The organism is Clostridium fessum, assembly GCF_003024715.1.
Lineage (GTDB): Bacteria > Bacillota > Clostridia > Lachnospirales > Lachnospiraceae > Otoolea > Otoolea fessa.
Window position 1 is genome coordinate 563,356 of sequence record NZ_PYLO01000002.1, and the last position, 22,333, is coordinate 585,688.

Below are 22,333 nucleotides of genomic sequence, written 5' to 3' on the forward strand. Positions count from 1 at the left end.
CTATTTGTGAGCAGCCGCCTGCGCTTCTATTTTTTCCGCCAGATCGTTCAGATACATCCAGCGGTCCATCTTTTCTTCCAAAAGAGCTTCTTTTTCCTCTTTTTCCTTTATGATGCCGTTCAGAGCCGTATAATCGCGGGCAGAGTCCTGCATCTGCTGCTCCAGATCCGCGATTGCCTCTTCCAGCGCCGCGATATCATCCTCGATCGTCTCCCACTCTTTCTGCTCCATATAGCTGAATTTGAGCTTTTTCTCGCGCTGGCGACCGCGGTTTTTATCCTTTGCCGTCTCCGCTGCATCTGACGTTCCCGCACCAGAAGCGTCTCCGGTCTTCTGGCCTCTGCCGTGTTCCTGACCGGATTCCTCCATCTCTGCCGCTATGCGTTCCCCACAGGCTGCCTGATAGTCGGTATAGCCGCCCTCATACTGACGGATCGCGCCGCCGCCCTCAAAGGCGAAGATCCGGCGCACTACGCGGTCAAGGAAATACCGGTCATGCGATACCGTAATCACGATCCCCTGGAAATGATCAAGATAATCCTCCAGAATCGTCAGCGTGCCGATATCCAGGTCGTTGGTCGGCTCGTCGAGCAGAAGGACGTTTGGCGCGCCCATCAGGATATGGAGCAGATAGAGTCTGCGCCGCTCGCCGCCCGATAGCTTGCCGATCAGCGTGTACTGCATATGGGACGGGAACAGGAACCGTTCCAACATCTGGGATGCCGATACCAGCCCGTCCGCCGTCCGCACGTACTCTGCCACATTTTTAATGTAGTCGATCACGCGCATCGACTGATCCATATCTTCGTTTTCCTGTGAAAAATAACCCATTTTTACGGTCTGGCCGATGATCGTCTCGCCCGAATCCGGTTTCACCCAGCCGGTAATCATCTTCATCAGCGTTGATTTGCCGCTGCCGTTCGGTCCGATGATGCCGATGCGGTCATCCTTCAAGAAGATATAGGAAAAATCATCGATCAGGAGGCGGTCACCATACGCCTTATGAAGATGGTGTGCCTCGACCGTGGTTCGTCCGAGACGGCTGGAAATCGAGCTCATCTCCACATTTCCATCTACTTTCGGCGCTTCCACCGCACTCAACGCCTCGAAGCGCTGAATACGCCCTTTCTGCTTCGTGCTGCGTGCCTGTGCGCCGCGCCGGATCCACGCCAGCTCCGTCCGCAGGATATTCTGGCGTTTCTGCTCCGAGCTCACCGCCATCGCCTCGCGCTCTGCCTTTAATTCCAGATAGCCCTCATAGCCGGACTGATAACTGTACAGCTTTCCCTTGTCCAGTTCGACGATGCGGTTCGTCACGTTATCAAGGAAATACCGGTCGTGCGTGATCATCAGAAGCGCGCCGCGGAATTTTTTCAGGTACTCTTCCAGCCAGTCCGCCATCGCACTGTCCAGATGGTTCGTCGGCTCGTCTAAAATCAACAGATCCGCCGTCGATAACAGCACCGCTGCGAGGGCAACGCGCTTTCTCTGTCCGCCCGAAAGTGTCTCCACCTTGGCACTATAATCGGTGATTCCAAGCTTATTCAGCATGGATTTCGCATCGCCCTCGAGATCCCAGGCGTGCTCATGCGCCATATTTTCCCGGATCACGCAGTCTAAGACGGTCCGTCCCGCTTCAAACTCCGGATTCTGAGGCAGATAACGGATATAGAGATTTCGTCCCTTTACTACCGTACCCTCATCCGGCTCTTCCAGACCGGCTACAATCTTTAGAAGAGTAGATTTTCCGGTTCCGTTAATGCCGATGAGACCAATCTTATCACCTTCACCGATGGAAAATGCCACGTCATCAAAAAGCAGCCGTTCCGTATATGATTTTTTCAGATGTTCTGCTGTCAGTAAATTCATGTCTCATCCCGATCCTTTATCTGTAATTCTACCGGGCAGTGATCCGAACCCAGTATCTCCGTATGAATCTGTGTGCCCGCCAGCCGGTCCTTCAGGCTCTTGGAAACACAGAAATAATCAATCCGCCACCCAGCATTCTTCTCGCGCGCCTTAAACCGGTACGACCACCAGGAATAAACGCCCTCTTTATCCGGGTAAAAATAGCGGTACGTGTCGATATATCCAGAGTCCAGAAGCTCCGTAAACTTGCTTCTCTCCTCATCCGTAAATCCGGCATTTTTCCGGTTCGTCTTTGGATTTTTCAGGTCAATCTCCGTGTGTGCCACATTCAGATCCCCACAGAAAATAACCGGCTTTTTCTCCTCCAGCTTCTTCAAAAACTGGCGGAAATCATCCTCCCACTGCATCCGGTACGGAAGTCTCGCCAACTCATTCTGGGAGTTCGGCGTATAGCAGGTCACCACATAATAATCCGGGTACTCCGCCGTAATGACGCGCCCTTCATGATCGTGCTTCTCAATGCCAAGACCGTAGCTCACGCTAATCGGCTCCTCCTTCGAAAATAACGCCGTTCCTGAATATCCCTTCTTCTCCGCATAGCTCCAATACTGATAATACCCCGGAAGCTCCAGATCAATCTGCCCTTCCTGCAGCTTACTCTCCTGAATACAGAAAATATCCGCATCCAGCTCATGGAATACATCCAGAAATCCCTTTCCCACACACGCCCGCAAGCCGTTTACGTTCCAGGAAATCATTTTTTTCATTCTATCTCTCCTTTTTATCAAATAAGGTTTTTCCGATACATAAAAAGACAGCAGGCAGGTGGCAGACGCTCCGAAACTGGTCTGTGGATGCAGAGCAGGCTTTCGCCTATCAGTTGTACGCATCTTGAACACGCTTGTCCGAATGGGGCGGACGCAAGTCCGACACAGACGAACAAGTGTAGTGAAAGCAAGCGAACAACGATAGTGCGAAGAGCCAGCGGCGCATTCACAGACCTGTTTCGGGGCGGCTGCTGCCTGCCCCACCTCTCTCATTTTTATAAATCTACGTGTAAATCCTGATGTTTAATCCCATGTTTCTCCACATATCCCGTCAGCATCAGGGTCAGCGCACCATCACCCGTTACGTTGCAGGCAGTACCAAAACTGTCCTGAAGCGCAAAGATCGTCAACATCAGCGCCGTTCCAGTCGCATCGAAACCGAGGACACCGGTGATCAGTCCCAGGGATGCCATAACCGTACCGCCCGGAACACCCGGTGCACCTACGGCAAATACACCTAAAAGAACACAGAACAGAACCATCGTCATCATATCCGGGAGGGCGCCGTACAAAATCTTGGATACCGTCATGACAAAGAATACCTCGGTCAGAACCGAACCGCACAGATGGATATTCGCAAACAGCGGAATACCGAAATCAACCATATCGTCACGAAGCGGCTCTGCCTTTTTGGCACAGCTGAGCGCCACTGCCAGGGTCGCCGCAGAAGACATCGTACCGACTGCCGTCAGATATGCCGGACCATAATGCTTGATAACGCCTCTCGGGTCACGGCCAGAGTAAATACCAGCCAGTGTATACAGCAGCGCCATCCAGATATAGTGGCCTGCCATAACAATCAGGATAACCGAAATGAAGATCGGCGCCTGTTTTGTGATGGTTCCCTCATATGCCAGGGAACAGAACGTAAATGCGATGTAAACCGGAAGAATCGGAATGACAATCTTCTGTACAATCTCCAGAACGATCTTCTGGAACTCGTCTAAGAGTTTCGTTACCGTCACCGCCTTGGTCCAGGTCGCTGCCAGACCAATCATAACGGAAAATACCAGCGCACTCATAACGCCCATGATCGGCGGAATGTCCAATTTAAAGACAACCTCCGGCAGACTGCGCAGTCCATCGACTGCCGACTGAATCGACATATGCGGAATCAGCGTATATCCGGCTGCCATCGAAAACAGCGCCGCGCCAAGAGACGATGTATACGCCAGAATCAGCGCTACTCCAAGCAATCTGGAGGCATTCTTTCCAAGCTTCGTGATCGACGGGGCAATAAAGCCGATGACGATCAGCGGTACACAGAACGAAATAATCTGCCCAAAAATATAATTCAGCGTAACAACGAGATTCATAAAACTTTCATTTGCTATAAGACCGGCAATAATACCGATCGCTACACCCAGCGCCAGCCGAAACGGCAGGCTTTTCATCAACTTGCTCATACCCATTTTTCCTTCCTAATACCTATCTCTTCATTCTTACTCTTCCCAAAGTTTTTTCGGATACAGACCGCCGTCCTTCATCCCCTGAATCGCGTCTGTCACCATCTTCTTATCTTCCTTGTAGGTCACGCCGTACCAGCGGTCCACGCTCTTTAACACGGTCACCTCGGCTTTCCCCTCTTTCAGAAGTTCATCCACCACAAACGGGAGGAAATACTCACATTTGAGTGGATTTACCGACAGGTTTTTCTCCAAAAATGGAACAAAGCGCGCCTTTAACTCCTTTAAGATGCTGGAAGTAAAGCCCCAGAGGTTCATCGATACAAGCGTATCCTCCCCCAGCTGCTCCCAGGTTGCGCCGTCATCCTCGGTATATTCCGCCTGATCGCCGTGCTTCTCGATGCGCGTTCTCTCGTGGATATCCGCCAGATGTCCATCCGCATCCACCGTACAGACGCCGCGCGCCACATGCCCGTTTTCCGTCAATGTGTTGTAGAGATGATAGGCAACCATCGCATACTGATATTTGTCATCATCACCGCAGGATGCCAGACGATCATAGATCGCCTTGAACGCCGATTTTCCATAGTAATCATCCGCGTTGATCACCGCAAACGGTCCGTCGATCACCTCGCTGCAGCAGAGAATCGCATGACCGGTTCCCCACGGTTTGACGCGTCCCTCCGGAACCTCAAACCCATCCGGAAGACGGTCATTTTCCTGATACACATACTCCACCTGCACGTGCTTTTCCATGCGGTTTCCGATATGTTCCTTAAACTCTTTCTCAATCGATTTCTTGATAATAAATACGACCTTTTCGAATCCAGCCTCGACTGCGTCGAAGATCGAAAAATCGATGATCAGATCTCCTTCCCGATCGACCGGATCAATCTGCTTCAAGCCGCCGTACCGGCTGCCCATACCAGCCGCCATGATCACCAGAACTGGCTTCTGACTCATGAAAATTGTCCTCGCTTTCTGTTTCTTATCCGCAATCCTGCCCGTTTTCATTCAAAGCAGAATTGCCTATTTCCTTTTATTTTAAACTAATTCGGGCAGACTGTAAACAGTAAAACAAAAACCCGGCTGCCGTTTTATTCCATAGAGCGGATATTCTTTTTTTGTTTACATTTTTATAAATGTATTTTTTACTGTTTCTACATCAGTTAATTGTATCTTTTAGTTCTGCGCATACTTGTATGATAGATTGTTTTCACAAATATTTGATGTATGCGGGAGGTGCTTTAAATGATTGCTGCTGGTGACCGGCTCCGTGATTTACGGGAGGACAAAGGAAAAACGCAGGCGGAAATTTCCAGTCTGCTGGGTACAACTCAGCAAATCTATTCCCGCTATGAAACAAACCGGACGGATCTGCCTCTTCGGCATCTGATAAAGCTGGCGGATTATTACCAGGTCAGCGCCGATTATATTCTCGGTCGAACCTCCTACCCGAAGAATCCGCCCGAAATGGCGAAACCATTTCTTAAAAATGTCACCTATGGAGAGGTCAATGGGCGTATCTCATCCTTCCAGACTTCCACGAAAAAGCAGTTGATCGAATACATCAATTACCTGGTTTATCTGGAATCACGCCATAAGAAGGATTGATCGCGCTAAAAACGGGACATTGACACCATAGATGTGCAAAAGACAGCTCCAGGCATCGCTCACATGCAGCGTCTGGGGCTGTCTTTTATCTTTCAGACTTTTGTCTAAATCACTTTGATTCCAGCTCTTAGTCGTCCTCTTCCTCACTATCCGTAACAGTAAATACCTGACGTTTTCTCGCCATCTCATCGTTTGCCAGATACTCATCGTAAGTAGTAATCTTATCGATCAGCTTGCCGTTTACGATTTCCATGATACGGTTTGCGGTCGTCTCAACGATCTGGTGGTCACGGGAGGAGAATAACAGCACGCCCGGGAACTTGATCATACCGTTGTTCAGAGCGGTAATGGACTCCATATCCAGATGGTCGGTCGGCTCGTCCAGAATCAGGACATTGGAACCGGAGATCATCATCTTAGAAAGCATGCAGCGCACCTTCTCACCACCAGAAAGAACGCGGACCTTCTTCACGCCGTCCTCACCGGCAAACAGCATACGTCCTAAGAATCCGCGGACATAGGTCACATCCTTAACCGGAGAGTACTGGGTCAGCCAGTCTACGATCGTGTCGTCGTTATCGAACTCTTTCGAATTGTCCTTCGGGAAATATGCCTGACTGGTGGTCAGACCCCATTTATAGGATCCCTCATCCGGCTCCATCTCGCCGGAAATAATCTTGAAGAGAACGGTCTTTGCCTGCTCGTTCGGTCCTACAAATGCTACCTTGTCCTCGCGTCCGAGAATGAAGGAAATATTATCAAGAACCTTCACACCATCGATAGTCTTAGACAGGTTCTCTACGCTTAATACCTCATTACCAATCTCACGTTCCGGACGGAAGTCGATATACGGGTACTTACGGCTGGACGGTTTGATCTCATCTAACTCAATCTTCTCCAGAGCACGTTTTCTGGAGGTTGCCTGCTTAGACTTGGAAGCATTGGCAGAAAATCGCTGGATGAACTCCTGCAGCTCCTTGATCTTCTCTTCCTTCTTCTTGTTGGCTTCCTTCATCTGCTTGATCATCAGCTGGCTGGACTCGTACCAGAAATCGTAGTTTCCGGCATAGAGCTGAATCTTGCCATAGTCGATATCTGCGATCTGGGTGCAGACTTTATTTAAGAAGTAACGGTCATGGGATACCACGATAACCGTATTCTCAAAGTTGATCAAGAACTCCTCGAGCCATGCGATCGCATCGAGATCCAAGTGGTTTGTCGGCTCGTCGAGAAGCAGGATGTCCGGGTTTCCGAACAGTGCCTGTGCCAGAAGAACTTTGACCTTCTGGGCACCGGTCAGATCTGCCATCTGTTTGTAGTGGAGATCCGTCTCGATTCCCAGACCATTTAAAAGGTTCGCCGCGTCGGACTCTGCCTCCCAGCCGTTCATCGTGGCGAACTCGCCCTCCAGCTCGGCAGCCTTGACGCCGTCCTCCTCGGAGAAGTCTTCCTTCATGTAGATAGCTTCCTTCTCTTTCATGATCTCGTAGAGTCTCGCATTTCCCATAATAACGGTATCAAGTACCGGATATGCGTCATATTTAAAGTGATCCTGCTGTAAGAATGAAAGTCTCTGTCCCGGTGTGATGATAACCTCACCATTGGTCGGTTCCAGCTGTCCGGACAGGATTCGTAAAAAGGTAGACTTCCCGGCACCGTTGGCACCGATGAGTCCGTAGCAGTTTCCCTCGATAAATTTAATGCTTACGTCCTCAAATAACGCCTTCTTTCCTACTCGCAGTGTTACATTGCTTGTACTAATCATGGCAATTTCCTTTCATACTGTTCAAATCGTTCATACTCCCCAGGTGCATCTTTGCCCCGGGCGGGTGCAATCCATGTATATTTTACAGGTTTTTCCCGAATTTGCAAGCATTTTACGGGTTTTTATTCCCATCCGCCAAAAACTAAAATCTTCCGAACGTATCCACCAGCCAGGACAAATAATCTGCCCGCTCATCCGTAAACTGCCCCGGAAGCAGACGCCAGCGCCAGTTTTCCCCGAGAGTTCCCGGCGTATTCATGCGCGCCCAGTTATCGAGCTTCAACACATCCTGCATCTGGAAAATGGCAACGCTCGCGACTGAACCGTATGCCGCGCGGAACACGCGGTCTACCACCTCACTCTGGTGTGCTGCACCGAGGTAATCGGCAATGTACTGAAGCTCCCACCACTGACGTTTTTCCGGTTTGAAATACCCCGCCAGCGTCTCATTGTCGTGCGTTCCACCGTAGACTACGGAGTTCGGGTCATAGCAGTGCGGCAGATGCTCGTTGAAACGGTCGCCACTGAACGCAAACTCAATGATCTTCATGCCCGGATAGCCCGTCTCTGCCAGCAGATCCTTGACCTCCTGACAGAAGACACCAAGATCCTCCGCGATGATCTTCGTCTCGCCTGCCGCCTCGTCAAGTGCGTCGGTCAGCTTTTTGCCCGGACCTTTCTCCCACTCGCCGTCTTTCGCAGTCACAGCGCCATACGGGATTGCATAATACTGCACCACGCCGATGAAATGGTCGATCCGCACCGCATCGTAGAGCTTCGCGGACGCTTTCATCCGGCTTCGCCACCAGGCGAAATCGGTTTGTTCCATTTTCTCCCAGTCGTAAAGCGGGTTGCCCCAGAGCTGTCCATCCTCTGAAAATGCATCCGGCGGCACACCCGATACCTTGAGCGGCGTCAGATTTTCCTCGTCGAGCTGGAACAGCTCCGGGTGGCTCCAGACATCCGCGCTGTCGAGCGCCACGTAAATCGGAATATCGCCGACGATCTGAAGTTCTTTTTCTTTTGCATACTGTTTTAATTTTTTCCACTGTTCAAAAAACTTAAACTGTAAGAACTTCCAGTAATTTATTTCTTCTGCCAGCTCTTCGCGGCATGCCGAAAGCGCCTCCGGACGGCGGAACCGGATGTCCTCGTCCCAGTCCATCCAGCCTTTTCCTTCATATTTACCCTTGACTGCCATATAGAGCGCATAGTCGTCCAGCCATTCTTCATTTTCTTCCAGAAATGCCTGATATTCCTCACTTTCCTTATGGCTGCTCCGCTCATACGCCTTGCGCAGAAGCGGAAAACGGTAATAATACAGCGCGTCATATTTGACCTGATCCTGCTTGTCGCACCACCAGCAGGCGTCTATCTCATCCTGGGTCAGAAGTTTCTCGTCTTTCAGCGTATCCAGATCAATAAAATACGGATTTCCCGCAAATGCAGAGTAGGACTGGTACGGGCTGTCCCCGTAGCAGGTCGGTCCCATCGGAAGCACCTGCCAGTACGTCTGGCGTCCGCGTTTTAACTGATCAATAAACTCATACGCCGCCCGTCCGAACGTACCGATTCCATACGGCGACGGCAGGCTGAAAATCGGCATCAGTACGCCTGCGCCGCGTTTTAACATTGTCTTCATCGCTTCGTTTCCTCCTATTCTGCCCGATATACTGTCTCACCGCTGCAGATGGTATAGTGAACCTTTCCATAGAGCTTCACTCCCACAAACGGGGAGTTAGACGCCTTGGAATGGAATTTTTCTACGGTATATGGTGTCTGGTCGTCAAAAAGAACCAGATCCGCCGCGCCGCCCTCGCGGATGCGTCCCGCCTCCTTCATCCGGTACAGCTTCGCCGGATTCAGGCACATTTTCTCAAACAGAGTCAGATAATCAATGTGACCAGCTTTTACCAGCCTGGTAACCGCCAATGGCAGGGAGGTTTCCAGCCCGATGATGCCGCTCGGTGCCTCGGTCAGCGGTTTTTCCTTCTCCTCGGCGCTGTGCGGTGCATGATCCGTCGCAATCATATCAATCGTGCCGTCCTTGATTGCTTCAATCAACGCCTCGCGATCCGCAGCACTCCGCAGCGGCGGATTCATTTTCGCCAGTGTTCCGTACTCCAGAACCGCCGTCTCGTCCAGTGTAAAATGATGCGGTGTCACCTCCGCCCAGACATGCGCGCCCAGCTTTTTCGCCAGCCCGACCATCTGCACCGCATTACGGGAACTGATGTGCTGGATATCCACATCTGCGCCCGTGTGAAGCGCGATCATGCAGTCGCGCGCCACCATCGAATCCTCCGCCAGCGCCGGGGAACCACCGATTCCCAGCTGCTCGGACACCGGACCGCGGTTGATGCCGTTGTTGAAAATAAATGCCGGATCCTCCTCATGGAAGCTGAGCGGCACATTGAGACGTTTCGCCGTCTCCATCGCCTCTTTGACCAATTTTTCGCTCATCAGCGGGATTCCGTCATCCGTAAATCCGATCGCACCCGCCTCTTTGAGGGACTCCATATCGGTCAGTTCTTTTCCTTGAAATCCCTTCGAGACTGCCGCGCAGGTTTCCACGTGGATTCCCGTTTTCGCACCCTTTTCCAGAATATACCGGACAATCTCCGGCGTATCGGCAACCGGTTTCGTGTTTGCCATACAGACCACCGTCGTAAAGCCGCCCGCCTTCGCAGCCGCCGCGCCCGTCTCGATGTCCTCCTTGTAGGTCAGACCCGGATCGCGGAAATGCACGTGGACGTCCACCAGTCCCGGCGCGACGATCAGCCCTTCTGCATCCAGCACCTCGGCATCCGCCGGGATGAACGGTGCGTCAGATGCCTCATCTGATTCTGATTTTGTATCTTTTTTCACGATTTTCTGGATTTTTCCATTTTCAATCCACAAATCTGCCCTTCCGTCGAATCTGCTCTCCGGATCGATGACTCTTCCGTTTTTAATTATTTTTACCATTCTAACCCCTTTTTAACTCATATGTTAAAACGTAACTGTTCAGTACCTTCACAATCACGTCAAAACATTTTTTCAGACAAACTCAGCCCTTAACTCCTCTTCGCCGGCACGATCTCCAGCCAGTATCCATCCGGATCGTTAATGAAATAAATACCCATCGCCGGATTTTCAAAACAGATGCATCCCATTTCCTTATGTTTGGCATGTGCCGCCTCCATGTCTTCCGTCTCAAATGCCAGATGGAACTCATTGTCGCCCAGGTTGTAGGAGTCCTTCTCCCAGTCGCGCAGCCAGGTCAGCTCCAGCTGGTAGCTGGTCGTGGCGTCGCCCAGATAAACAAGGATAAAGCTTCCGTCTGCCGCCTCCTTGCGGCGTACCTCCTTAAGTCCCAGTGCTTCCTCATAAAATTTCAGTGACTTGTCCAGATCGATGACATTGAAATTGTTGTGTGCAAATGTAAATTTCATCGAATAAACTCCTCTCCTTCCTTGTGAATCTCTACAATCCGATCCCGCCAGCCTTCACTGGATGGATGTTCGATTAATTTTGGTATAATCGTATAATCTTCCCAGAAATGCATCGGGAAAATCCATTTTGCGTCCGCCTGCTCCATAAAACCGGCAGCGCCCAGATAAAACCACTGCTCCTGCCTCGGATCGACCGGGATAAATGCCAGATCCGCCGTGCGCCCGGAAAGCTTTTTCATCTCCTGTTTATAAGAAGCCGCCATATTCCGGTTCCATGCCATATCTTCGCCTTCCCACCACCAGTTATTTAAGTCACCGGCGTGATAAATCTCCTTTCCTTCGCAGGAGAGCCAGAAGGCGACGCCTTCGTCGGTGGAATGGAACGTCTCGACGATAAGGCTTTCTTCAGAAATATTCAGGCAAAATCTTTCTCCTGCCTTTACCAGCCGTATCCTGTCTTTATATCGTTTACGATATTCCTCTGGTATCTTTTTCCCAATCTCTTTTGAGAGAATATAAAAAACATTTTCCCGTTTCTCTCCCAGCTGAAAGATTACCGGAGCATAATGATCGGCATGGAAATGGCTCGCAAAGATAAAGAGGGGCTTCCCTGCCGGGAACTCCGGGAGAGTTCCCTTAAAATAATCAAACAGAATCACGGCATTTTCAAGCTCAACTGAAAACGAGCTGTGATGAATATATGTGATTTTCAAACGAATTAATTCCCTTCTATAATGAAAAAGAATGTGCCTTGGCACATTCTCGCGCCGAGCGCGGTCGCTTGCGACATGTTTCTGCTTCGCGCGAGTGCGCATCATTGGCACGTTAGTGCCTTTTTGTGTAATAAGAAATTTCAAGGAATTTCCTATTACACGAAACAACAGCCAGCCAAAAGTATCCCGCATACGATACTCGCAGCGCTTTCAGCCGGCTGTGCTCTCTTCGCAACCTTTAGTTTTCTTTCTTGCTCTGTGCTTTTGCTAAGAATTTCTCATTTTTGATGATGAAACGCTCATGTGTGCCGCCGCCGATGGAACCTTTCGCGTCAAATGCCTCTACCTTAAATACGAGACGTCTGCCGTCTACTTCTACCAGCTCACTCTCACACCAAACCTGCATGCCGACCGGGGTCGCTGCATTATGGGCAATTTCCAGCTTTGTACCAACGGTTCCCTCACCGTCGTTTAAGTACGGAGCCACGCTCATCCACGCGGTTTTCTCCATCAGTGCAACCATCGCCGGAGTTGCAAACACCGGTAACAGACCGCTTCCCACTGCTGCTGCGGAATTTTCATCCGTAACCATAACTTCCTGTCTTCCCTTGATACCAGCTTCTAACATATTGTCTGCCTCTCTTTCTTTTTTGCGCCAAAATCTGCGCTGTATCAAATTTTTGTAACCGTCCCGTGCTTCCACAGCCGCCATCACTCTTTTAGCGGTATCCGTCTGTATTTCCCCGCCTTACAGCGGTTTGCCGCACTTTGGACAGTACGAAAAATCCTCATCCGTCTCAAATCCACAGGACGGACAGACCTTATGACGGTGTGATGCATCACTTCCCGTCCACGGATTTCCATTTCCATCCTGCCGAAGTGTCAGATCGCTTTCCGTGATCTCGACCTCCTCGCCCCGAAGCAGCCTCTTTCCTACCTCCGGATCCAGCTCATAGACCGCACCGCAGCACGACATTTCTACGAAAAAGCGCCGGTTCCATTTAAAAATCGGGATAAAAAAGAAACTAAAATACATATAGGTCATGTACACCTGATACCGCCCATAAGCGCCGCAGCGCCCGCAGATCACTGTTTTCAGGTACTCCAGCGGCTTCACGCCGGAACTGATGCCACCGATAAAAAACATCCGTCTCCCCTCCTGCCATAGAACAAAGCATGTGCTCTGGCACATTCTCGCGCCGAGCGCGGTCGCTTGCGACATGATTCCTCTTCGCGCGAGTGCGCACATATATACATCATACCTAAGTAGCGCGTCTTTCGCAAGATTTTTTTACGCTCTGATGCAATTCCTTTGTTACTGTTCACAGGTAGGCACTTTTGGAACCGAAAGTGCCGTAAGAAAACGTGGTGGCAGCAGGAATTTGCCGTATTTAAATGCGAAGCCACGGCAAATTCCGTTACTGGGCACGTATGCGTGAACAGTAACATTCCTTTCTGATAAAAGGTAACCGTTTGCAGTCAAAGGTCTTCTATGCTATGATACGTCTCATAAGAATTACATGATTTGATACTTTATGATTCAAGGTTTTATAACTTGATATTCCATTGATATAAGCAAAAAATATTTAAAAAAAAGAGGATGCCCTGCCATGAACACACATACAACAAACCTGCCTGCAATCGAAAAGCACAATTTTCCCAACTCCCACATCATCTCCTGCCTGAACCTGAACCTCGCACAGATCGCCGCCTCCGGTCAATGTTTCCGTATGCTTCCGGTTCCGGAAAAACCGGGGATCTGGTCACTCATCAGCGGGACGCACTATCTGGAAATTTCCGAGACGCCGGACGGTTTCTTCTTCGACTGCCCGGACGAAGCGCTTCCTTTTTGGAAACAATACTTCGATCTCGGCACCGATTACGGCTCTTTCATCGCCTCCATCCGCGCAGACGATGCCTACCTCGCGGCGGCGGCAGACGCCGGTTCCGGCATCCGGATTCTCCGTCAGGATCTCTGGGAAATGATGATCACCTTCCTGATCTCCCAGCAGAAAACCATCCCAAAGATCCGCGAAGCCGTCGAGACCCTGGCAAAAAAATACGGTGCGAAGAGAACCGCCGCCCTGTCCGACGGTTCCATCCGCACCTACTATTCTTTTCCCTCGCCCGAAGAACTGGCATCTGCCAGCCTGGACGACCTATTAGCCTTAAAACTCGGCTACCGCGCCAAATACATCCACCGCCTCATCCAGGATGTCCTCGCCGGAACCGTATCCTTAGAATCCCTCGCAGCCCTGCCGCCGGACGAAGCCATGACCGCACTTACCAGCCTCTATGGCATCGGTCCCAAGGTCGCCAACTGCGTCTGCCTCTTCGGACTCCACCACATCGACGCCTTCCCCGTCGATACCTGGATCGAACAGATCCTGACCAAAGAATACCTTCCCAAACATCCCATCCGCTACCGCCGCCTTCCAAAAAGCCGCCTGTACACTACTATTATCCAGGATTTTTTTGGAAGCTATAAAGGATACGCAGGGGTAATGCAACAGTATATCTTTTATTATGAGCGCAGCATCCGAAACGGAAAATTCTAAAGATTCAGCAGCGCCAATGCCACCAAAATAATCCCGCATCCCCCAATCTGTCTCCGGCTGATTGGATCCCCGAGCACCAGCACGCTCACAAAGCTGACCACCAGGATCGTGCCGACACTAAAGCTCGGATACACGATAAACGCCGGCAGTCTCGACACACTCGCCAGCAGCAGCGAGGTTGAAAAATAGTTTGGAAATCCGACTGCCACACCACTCAAAAAGTCCATCTTTCCAATCTTGCGGCGGGTTCTCTGCTGCTCGAGAAATGCCAGAACCACAGTCAGAACCAGTGCGGTCAGGAACGTATAGAACAGAAACAGCGCATCAAACCGTCTCTCGCCGATCCTCTCCGTTACCTTGGACATCCCGTCTGCCATACCGCTGACGACAAATAAAACGAGCAGAAGTCCCGCCGAACCCATCCTCCGTCTGCGTCCGCAGCCGCGGTCCCCCTCGCTGTTGATGACCCAGATCGCCACAATAACCAGCACAATTCCCACCAGCTGGAACAGCGTCGGGATCTCACCTAAAAACAGGATACTCGCCGTGACCGGAATCACGATACCAAGCTTCGCAAATGCCGACGACAGAACTGCCCCATTTTCACGGATGCATTTCTGCATCAGAACCAGATTTCCTGTAAACAAAAATCCATTCACGATTCCCGTGAGAACCGCCGTCCGGCTGCCTGCCGCAAAGATATTTTTATCTGGAAGCAGAATAAATGCCACCACCAGGCAGGTCACATAATTTCCAACCAAAATCCCATATCGGTTATCGCTGAACGTCTCACTGATCCGCAGCGCCAGCGCCAGGGACGCGCTGAAAAGAATCGCAAAAATCAGATAAATCATACCTACTTATAAGAGATCGCCAGTCTCCCGGAATTTCCGGTAATGATGCGTTCTCTTTGCCTCCTCCAGTTTTTTAAGCATGGCCGGGATATCCCCGTTTAAGGTTCCCGCCAGAATCACGTAGTTCGACGCATGGTTCGTCCGGAATACAGTGCCCGGAGAATCCACATTTTTCAGGAAAATTTCTATTTCATCCACAATTTCATCCGGGGTTATCCGCTGGAACCGCCCTTCCACGACATCTGCATACATCGGCGTGCCCTCGTACAGGCGCAGCGTCAGGAAGGATGCGTACTCCGGGTTCATCGCCGTGATGAGCTTCGCACAGGACAGGGCATGTTCTTCCACCTTGCTGCGTCCGCCAAGCCCCGAAATCAGCGTCACTGAGGTCGCGATGCCGCAGCGTTTCAGCTTCTGCCCTGCCTCAATGGTCTGTTCCGCCGTCACGCCTTTATTGATATATTTTAAAATCTCATTGTCGCCGGATTCCGCGCCCACATAGACGATTCCGAGTCCCGCCTCGCGCAGGCGGATCAGCTCTTCTTCCGATTTCCGCAAAATATCCTGTGCCGTTCCGTAGGAAGCCACCCGCTTCACGCCCGGATACAGGCGGTGGATCGCATCCAGAATTACCAGAAGATCCTCTGTTTTCATAACCAGCGCATCGCCGTCCGCCAAAAATACCTTCTCGATATACGGCGCATACGGATTGTGCGAAACCTCCGTCAAATCTGCCAGAATCTCCGCCAGGCTCCGGATCCGGAACTTCTTTTCTTTATACATATTGCAAAAGCCGCAGGTGTTGTGTGCACATCCGATCGTCACCTGAATGATCAGGCTGCGCGCCTCACTCGGCGGTCTGTATACAATTCCCTCGTAGTCCATATGATTCCTCCTTTTTCTGTATCTCCTCTGCCGGACTGCCCGCATCTGCTCCGACAGTTTCCTCTTTTTCTGCATTCTCCGGGTTTTCTATCGTCTCCCCCGGCAGCGGGAAATCCACACCCGCTTTCAGCTCCAGCACCGTGTTGTCCGTCCGGGCATCGTGCAGGATCGCCTGCAGCCTTGCCAGCCAAAAATCATTGCCGCTATAACGGATCCAGTACTGATATGCCTCGCTTTTTCTGATCTTTGCCACATCAATCTTCGTGCCCGAACAATAATCACGGTTCATATCGGCATAGAGCCTTGCCATCTCTTCTTTGATATCCTTTGATGCCGACTGCAGAGCCTTAAACGCCTGTTTCGAAATCACATCTACCAGAAACTGATCCGCATAAGCATCAAAATTGAGAAGATTCTCGTCTTCTTCCCCGTAGCGCTGCGCCCAGCCTGCTATGTCTACCTTTTTTGTATGGTAGGACAGACTGCCATCCGTCTGCCAGTTTAGGATACTGTACTGGCACGGCGCCATCGGAAGCGGAGAAGTCACTATCTCCCGGATTCCATATCCGCCCGGTGTATTCAGATTTGACGTATGCTTCTTGATTCTCTGCAAATGCAGATGCCCGCTCAAATACACCGGAACTCCATATGCTTCCAGAAGCGCGGTCACTTCTTTCGTATTTTCAATCGTGCATTCCTCCGGATAGAGTGTACTCTCATCCAGCAGATTGTGGTGTGAAACCGGAATGACCGTCACACCCTGTTTTTTCGCCTCCTCCAGCTGTGTTTTCATCCACGCAACCGTCTCTTCGCTTAGCTTTCCGCCCGTCTCATGGACCGGTTCACACATACAGCTGTCCAGCATCATCAGCCAATATTTTTCATCCAGGCGGTAAACATAACTCAGCGAATCCGAAGCCCGGGACACCGCCTGATCATAGCCAAACTTATGGTAAATCTGGTAAAACTCTTCCGAACTTGTTCCCTCTGCCGGGGATACCTGATCATCAAAATACGTTGCCGCCCACGGGTGGTTAATATCATGGTTGCCCGGAATCACCAGCACCGGAATTCCCGCTGCCTGCACCCGCTCTAGCTTCTCTGCAAGCGCTTCATGGTTTGCTTTCTCACCATTCTGGGAGAGATCTCCGCTCAAAACCAGTGCCGATGGATGCGCCGTCCGCACCTCCTCCAGAAATGCCTCCGTAATCTCATCCAGATACGGCACGATCGTCCCATCATTTCCCATCGTATAGGTATCAAACGCCGACTGGAAATCTGTCATCTGCGGGGACTGATAGTGAAGATCCGTCGCCAGCCAGATGGTCGGCGGCATATAAACTGTCTCTTCCTGTGCCTTCTGGGGCTCTTTTTTTCTTTTATACAGCTGTTTCCGGGAAGTCCGGCGCTTTAAAGCCGTTTCTCCATCCGAAGCGTTCTCATCTGCATCATCCTGTATCACTTCCCCGGCGGATGATTCATCCTCCTCCAGATTCCCGGCGGCTCTATTTTTTTCATTCTCCGCCACATCGCCGCCATCTGTCTCAGCTTCCGAAGCTTCCGTCCCGGATGCATGCTTTTTCCCTGCATCCGGCACCAGCCATACAACCAGAAAAAGTGCGAGGACCAGCAGCAGAAGCTGTGCCCCCCGCACCAGAATCGACATCTGTCTTAACTGTTTCATGGCTGCTCCGGTTTCGGCGCATTGCTCTTACCTGTCAGAGTTTCCACACGCAGGCAGAGGACGGTGGTTCTCGCCGCTACCTCCGGAGCAAACTCATACGGTCCGCCCTCCGGGTCATACTGCTGCATGATCCTTGTCAGTGCCTCTCCTTTCTCCCCAGGAGCAGCCACACGGGATAACCGTCCAGTCCCGCAGACACTCTCATAAATCATCGTGCTTCTGCATGCCGGTTCCAGAATCTTTATCTCTTTTTCATTCTGCACACAGAATGCCACCCGGTTGTCGCGCTCCATATGCTCAATCTTCGTTCCCACCGGAGCGCCGTGGAAATACAGCACCGGCATCTCCTGGTCTTCGTTCCACACAAAACCATAATTTAACGGGATCACATACGGGTATTCATCCCCGGAAAAGGCGAGACTACACACCCGGCAGTGTTCCAAAATGGCTTTCTGCCCGTCTTTCGACTCAATCGCACGTTCTCCTCTTCGCATTATTTATCCCCCTTCTTATCCGAACCTTTCCTCTCCTGATTCTCTTTCTCCCGTTGCTCCCGTACCTTCTGGAACGCCTCGTCGCCGACTGCCACGCGGATAAACTCCTCCATCGCCTTCGTGAGGTATTTATTTCTCTTCTTGTACAAATAAACGTAACGGACCGCCAGCTCTTCATTCATCTTGTAAAAGCACAGCGGCACTTCATATGGAAGATTGACGATCAGGCCATCCGGGATGAAGGTCGCGCCCACGCCCCGTCCTGCCATGTTGAACGCAGAGACAACCTGGTCCGGTTTCATGATAATATTCGGCGAATAATTCTGGCGGCTGCACATCTTCATGCTGCGCTTGTAAATACTGTTTTCCTCTTTGACGAAGATAAACGGAGTACTCTTTAAGAGCGGCAGCGGCAGTACCGGGAACTCCGCCTGACTGTGGCGTCCTGCCCGGATATCTTCCGCGGTAAGCTGATACTGGGTCAGCTCCTCATTGATCGGAAAACTCTTCGGAACAGCCAGAATAATTCTCTCCGTGCTATAATAATACTTTTCATAATTTTTGTCATCCAGTTCCGAGTTATCGATCAGAAGATCCAGTTCCTCGGCAACCAGCTTATCGGTCAGCTGTGTGGTCGTGCCCTCCTGCAGATCAATCTTGATCTGCGGATACCGATGGGAAAACTCGCTCAACACGCCCGGAAGTACAAACGAGGTAAAAAAGATCGTTCCGCCAACCGACAGCTTGCCCGCCAGAAGCCCATTTAAGTTATTCAGTTGATTGAGCGTGTTCTGTTCCAGCGCAAACAGCTTTTCGATCGCGTCGATATAAACTTCACCGCCCGGCGTCAGTCCGATCGGAGAGGTGCTCCGGTCAAAAATCGGAGTTCCTATCTTTTTCTCCACCTTCTTGATCGCCGTGCTTAACGCCGGCTGCGTAATATACAGTTTCTGCGCCGCCTTCGAAAAACTCTTTTCCTCGTAGACCGCGTATACATACTCTTTTCCGTCGAACATGTTTCCTCCTATGTACCCTGCTTTTTCTCATCGCTGCATCCTGCGGGATATTTCATCCCGAAACTTCCCGCCCGTGAACATTCTCATTCTGTTCCATTCTTTCCCCTTTATCTACAGGGTTTCCGGCACTTTTGTCCACTTGTGATTCTATAACAAAAAATTTATAATAATTATCTTCTTATTTATATTTGATTATATACGATGAATGATATATAATCAAGTTAAAGATAAGGAACAAGAGAAAATAATTCATCTTCTTATCTTTCTGGCATAGCCAACCACCCCGATTTTCCCCAAAATCGGTTCCCATATATTGATTATTCCTCATGAGCACGCACTGCAGAACCCTCGTTCCCCAACCAACCCGCAGTTGCGTGCTTATTTGTATGTAATTTTTACCCCGTCCAGCTCAGTTTCTATCAGCTCGTCCCCATCATATGACAATTTCAATGAAAAAAACGTATCCCTTTCAATCAGAAGCTTCAAAAAGATCCGATCGCCGTCCCAGAGCCGCAGAGCCGATACATCCTTTTTCGCCACCCAGGCAAGCTCGCCCTCGTCACATTCGCGAAGCGTTCCCTCAAATCCATCCGCCGTGTACAGGCACATATATTCCGTCGGCCAGCCTTTCGCGATAAACGTCACGATTCCGCGGAAGCGCCAGGAAGTCAGAGTCAGCCCTGTCTCCTCCTTCACTTCGCGCAGCAGGCAGTTCTCCGGGCTTTCATTCTCCTCAAAATGTCCGCCGACGCCAATCCATTTTCCTTCATTCACATCCTGTTTCTTCTTAATGCGGTGCAGCATCAGATATGAATCGTCTTTTTCAATGTAGCAGAGCGTTGTCAGCGGCGAACGCTGTTTTTTTGTCTCTCCCATGCCTCCTGGTACCTCCATTTTTATTTAATGTACGCTCGGAATCTTCAGATGCCCGTAGTCCTTCGCCTCGTCCTCCAGGATATTCTGCAAAAAATCGCTCAGTTCGCTGACATAGCCGATCTTGTTCCAATCTTCCAGCACTGGATTTTCCTTTGCGGCTTCCTCGATCTGATACATCCGTCCTTCATAATAATTCACGCACAGATCCGCGTAGTACGAAGCCATTTCCTGTTTCTTCTCGTCCGTAAAAAATGCATGGCGATCCTCGATATGGCGATTCAGATCCCGAATTGCATCGCGGATTGCCGCCCGACGCAGGATCGACTCCGAATAAGCCGTAAAATCTGCCAGATCTCGGTTGTGGTACGAGTGGCGTATCGCCCAGCCGTCCACATCGACAGGTTTCGCATTATACTGGTAGGTCCCGTCGTTCCAGATGCGGACAATCCCGTAATGGCACGGAGCCATCACCATGGAACCCGTCACAACCTCATAGATGCCCGTGTCCTCGTCTTCCTTATAATGCTGGATATGCAGATGTCCGCTCAAGTGCAGGCGCACGCCATGATCCGACAGCATCCGCACCAGTTCCTCGTTGTGCTCGATCGTACAGTTGTCATAAAAGGTCCGGCTCACTCCGCTCTCATCCAGCAGGTTATGATGGCTGACGGATATCACGCGGGCGCCTTCCCGCTCCGCCTCTTCCAGAATCGGCTCCATCCACTCATACGTTTCCCGGCGGATCATGCCGCCGACCTCATTTTTCGGTTCATACTGACAGGAATCCAGCATCAGCACCCAGTTTGCACTGTCTATCTTATAAAGATAACTCAGCGATGCCGGATCCCGGCTGTCCGCCGCTACATAGCCAAAATCAGCATAGATATCCCGGAACTCGTCCGCTGTGATGGACTCCACCTTTTCCGCTCCATCCGCCGTATAGCGGCGGGCATCCGGGTTATTGATATCGTGGTTTCCCGGTATAACCGCGACCTCAATTCCCGCCTCGCTGAGTCCTTCCAGAAGTTCTGCCAGTTCCTCATGGCTCGCTTTCTCTCCGTCCAGCGTCAGATCTCCGCTCAGAATCAGGAGGTCTGGATCTTCCTTCTTCATATCATCGAGAAAGGCGTCCATGACCTCCCAGCCGTACTCCAGCACGCGCCCGTCTCCGCCCCTCGCCATTCCGACAAAGGAATCACAGCGGTTTCCTGCCAGTTTCTCGGCAAAATAGTGCATATCCGTTGCCACCACGATCTTCTTTTCCACGAAATGGTCCTCGGTTTCCTCTTCCCCGCTTTCTTCGTCTTCGGCAGCCTCATGGCTCTCCTGTGTCTCCTCTGTCTCAGCTGTCTCAGTCTCCGACTCCTGTGTGGCACCCGGACTTTCCGTTTCCGCCTTGCTGGAAACCTCCGTCGCGTCTGCCTCCTTCGATAGAAACGAACAGCCGCCAAGCAGCGCTGCCAGAAGGACTGTTGCCATCACTATACATCCTTTGTTTCTTCTACTTTTTCTCACTGTACCTATCCGCTCCTGTTTTCTCTCTATCTTTCAATTTCTGTAACTGTTCAGTACCTTCACAGTCACGCGCAAAAATCCATTAAAAATTGCCTACGGCAATGGGATTTTTGCCTGCTGGCCCATGTTTTCGTACGGTCAGCACAGTAAATGTGCAGACCTACTGAACAGTTACCAATTTCTACTGCTGTTTCTTGCCTTTACCGCTATTGTTTGTACCAATTCTTCGTACATAATCTGCCCCGGCGCGATATATCTACGTCTCGTCATCCACCGGAAGCTCCGTCCGTCCCAGCGCTGCCATCTCCTCTTTTTCCTTTTTGGTCAGTTTCTTGATCGCTGCCTCCCGGCGCATCGCCTCGCTGCGCGTCGCATATTCTTCATAGTATGCCAGCACTACCGGACGGCGGGCTTTCGTGTATTTTGCACCTTTCCCGGCATTGTGTGCCGCCACCCGCGCTGCCAGATGGTTCGTCCACCCGCAGTACAAGGTTCCGTCCGCGCAGCGCAAAAGATATGTATAATTCATGCCTCATCCTGCCTTTATGGTTCGCACTCCCGACAAAAATTTCTCAGTACACAGGAAAACGCATCCGGATGCCCTATGTAAACGGCGCCGCGCCTTGCAATGCACGGGCACCGCCCGGTTCGGGAAACTCCTTCCCCGGATCTATCATCAAGCACCGGCCGGATGCGTTTTCCTAGCTTACAAGGCGAAAATCCTTTGTCAAAGTCAAATCTGCATGGATTTTTGCTTGTAACTGTGAAGATATTGAACCGTTACAATAATAGTATATAAAGTTTTCCCCCAAATGCAACCATT

Annotated in this window: 21 protein-coding genes; 2 read left to right on the forward strand and 19 right to left on the reverse strand. The window is 50.9% G+C overall.

Features of this window, described 5'->3' with window-relative positions:
- The 4 genes from C7U56_RS07760 to C7U56_RS07775 all read right to left on the reverse strand — a co-directional run bounded on the left by C7U56_RS07760 (position 1) and on the right by C7U56_RS07775 (position 5,065).
- Positions 1 to 1,869, reverse strand: a complete 1,869-nt coding sequence (locus C7U56_RS07760; protein ID WP_107000798.1) for an ABC-F family ATP-binding cassette domain-containing protein — start codon at positions 1,867 to 1,869, stop codon at positions 1 to 3.
- Positions 1,866 to 2,636 (reverse strand): exodeoxyribonuclease III, encoded by a 771-nt coding sequence (locus C7U56_RS07765; protein WP_107000799.1) that lies wholly within the window; start codon positions 2,634 to 2,636, stop codon positions 1,866 to 1,868. Before C7U56_RS07765 ends, C7U56_RS07760 begins: the two co-directional genes overlap by 4 nt.
- A 275-nt stretch (positions 2,637 to 2,911) precedes the next feature.
- The gene (locus tag C7U56_RS07770; RefSeq protein WP_107001016.1) at positions 2,912 to 4,102 is read right to left on the reverse strand and encodes a dicarboxylate/amino acid:cation symporter; all 1,191 of its coding nucleotides are present in this window, start codon (positions 4,100 to 4,102) and stop codon (positions 2,912 to 2,914) included.
- A 36-nt stretch (positions 4,103 to 4,138) separates the two neighbouring features.
- A complete protein-coding gene (locus C7U56_RS07775; RefSeq protein WP_107001017.1) occupies positions 4,139 to 5,065 on the reverse strand; it encodes a nucleotidyltransferase family protein in 927 nt (308 codons plus the stop codon).
- A gap of 288 nt (positions 5,066 to 5,353) precedes the next feature.
- Here C7U56_RS07775 and C7U56_RS07780 point away from each other — a divergent pair, with 288 nt between their 5' ends.
- A complete protein-coding gene (locus C7U56_RS07780; RefSeq protein WP_022360587.1) occupies positions 5,354 to 5,716 on the forward strand; it encodes a helix-turn-helix domain-containing protein in 363 nt (120 codons plus the stop codon).
- Between the two features lie 127 nt (positions 5,717 to 5,843).
- On the opposite strand, the gene C7U56_RS07785 is transcribed toward C7U56_RS07780, so the two are convergent.
- The 7 genes from C7U56_RS07785 to C7U56_RS07815 form a co-directional block, all read right to left on the reverse strand.
- Entirely contained in the window at positions 5,844 to 7,481 is a 1,638-nt protein-coding gene (locus tag C7U56_RS07785; RefSeq protein WP_107000800.1) for an ABC-F family ATP-binding cassette domain-containing protein, read from the reverse strand.
- 142 nt (positions 7,482 to 7,623) lie between these two features.
- A complete protein-coding gene (malQ, locus tag C7U56_RS07790) occupies positions 7,624 to 9,123 on the reverse strand; it encodes a 4-alpha-glucanotransferase (RefSeq protein WP_107000801.1) in 1,500 nt (499 codons plus the stop codon).
- Between the two features lie 14 nt (positions 9,124 to 9,137).
- Positions 9,138 to 10,448, reverse strand: a complete 1,311-nt coding sequence (locus C7U56_RS07795; RefSeq protein WP_107000802.1) for a dihydroorotase — start codon at positions 10,446 to 10,448, stop codon at positions 9,138 to 9,140.
- Between the two features lie 89 nt (positions 10,449 to 10,537).
- Positions 10,538 to 10,915 carry a VOC family protein gene (locus tag C7U56_RS07800; RefSeq protein ID WP_107000803.1) on the reverse strand — a complete coding sequence of 126 codons (378 nt, stop codon included), beginning with the start codon at positions 10,913 to 10,915 and terminating at the stop codon, positions 10,538 to 10,540.
- A complete protein-coding gene (locus tag C7U56_RS07805; protein ID WP_107000804.1) occupies positions 10,912 to 11,628 on the reverse strand; it encodes an MBL fold metallo-hydrolase in 717 nt (238 codons plus the stop codon). The genes C7U56_RS07800 and C7U56_RS07805 overlap by 4 nt, the downstream gene beginning before the upstream one ends.
- A 238-nt stretch (positions 11,629 to 11,866) precedes the next feature.
- A complete protein-coding gene (locus C7U56_RS07810) occupies positions 11,867 to 12,256 on the reverse strand; it encodes a thioesterase family protein (protein WP_022360593.1) in 390 nt (129 codons plus the stop codon).
- Between the two features lie 120 nt (positions 12,257 to 12,376).
- Entirely contained in the window at positions 12,377 to 12,775 is a 399-nt protein-coding gene (locus tag C7U56_RS07815; protein WP_022360594.1) for a zinc ribbon domain-containing protein, read from the reverse strand.
- A gap of 463 nt (positions 12,776 to 13,238) precedes the next feature.
- On the opposite strand from C7U56_RS07815, the gene C7U56_RS07820 reads away from it, so the two are divergent.
- A complete protein-coding gene (locus tag C7U56_RS07820) occupies positions 13,239 to 14,186 on the forward strand; it encodes a DNA-3-methyladenine glycosylase family protein (protein ID WP_107000805.1) in 948 nt (315 codons plus the stop codon).
- On the opposite strand, the gene C7U56_RS07825 is transcribed toward C7U56_RS07820, so the two are convergent.
- The 8 genes from C7U56_RS07825 to C7U56_RS07860 all read right to left on the reverse strand — a co-directional run bounded on the left by C7U56_RS07825 (position 14,183) and on the right by C7U56_RS07860 (position 22,039).
- A complete protein-coding gene (locus C7U56_RS07825) occupies positions 14,183 to 15,040 on the reverse strand; it encodes an EamA family transporter (RefSeq protein WP_107000806.1) in 858 nt (285 codons plus the stop codon). The two genes, C7U56_RS07820 and C7U56_RS07825, sit on opposite strands and share 4 nt — an antisense overlap.
- Positions 15,041 to 15,046: 6 nt before the next feature.
- Positions 15,047 to 15,925, reverse strand: a complete 879-nt coding sequence (locus C7U56_RS07830) for a radical SAM protein (protein WP_107000807.1) — start codon at positions 15,923 to 15,925, stop codon at positions 15,047 to 15,049.
- Complete coding sequence (locus C7U56_RS07835) at positions 15,888 to 17,609, reverse strand: metallophosphoesterase (protein WP_107000808.1); 1,722 nt, start codon at positions 17,607 to 17,609, stop codon at positions 15,888 to 15,890. The genes C7U56_RS07830 and C7U56_RS07835 overlap by 38 nt, the downstream gene beginning before the upstream one ends.
- Entirely contained in the window at positions 17,606 to 18,103 is a 498-nt protein-coding gene (locus tag C7U56_RS07840; protein ID WP_107000809.1) for a pyridoxamine 5'-phosphate oxidase family protein, read from the reverse strand. The genes C7U56_RS07835 and C7U56_RS07840 overlap by 4 nt, the downstream gene beginning before the upstream one ends.
- Positions 18,103 to 19,119, reverse strand: a complete 1,017-nt coding sequence (locus tag C7U56_RS07845) for a LysR family transcriptional regulator (protein ID WP_107000810.1) — start codon at positions 19,117 to 19,119, stop codon at positions 18,103 to 18,105. Before C7U56_RS07845 ends, C7U56_RS07840 begins: the two co-directional genes overlap by 1 nt.
- Before the next feature lie 378 nt (positions 19,120 to 19,497).
- Positions 19,498 to 19,995 (reverse strand): NUDIX hydrolase, encoded by a 498-nt coding sequence (locus C7U56_RS07850; protein ID WP_107000811.1) that lies wholly within the window; start codon positions 19,993 to 19,995, stop codon positions 19,498 to 19,500.
- Between the two features lie 24 nt (positions 19,996 to 20,019).
- The gene (locus C7U56_RS07855; protein WP_107000812.1) at positions 20,020 to 21,474 is read right to left on the reverse strand and encodes a metallophosphoesterase; all 1,455 of its coding nucleotides are present in this window, start codon (positions 21,472 to 21,474) and stop codon (positions 20,020 to 20,022) included.
- Positions 21,475 to 21,766: 292 nt separating this feature from the next.
- Positions 21,767 to 22,039 carry a GIY-YIG nuclease family protein gene (locus C7U56_RS07860; protein ID WP_107000813.1) on the reverse strand — a complete coding sequence of 91 codons (273 nt, stop codon included), beginning with the start codon at positions 22,037 to 22,039 and terminating at the stop codon, positions 21,767 to 21,769.
- Between the last annotated feature and the right edge of the window lie 294 nt (positions 22,040 to 22,333).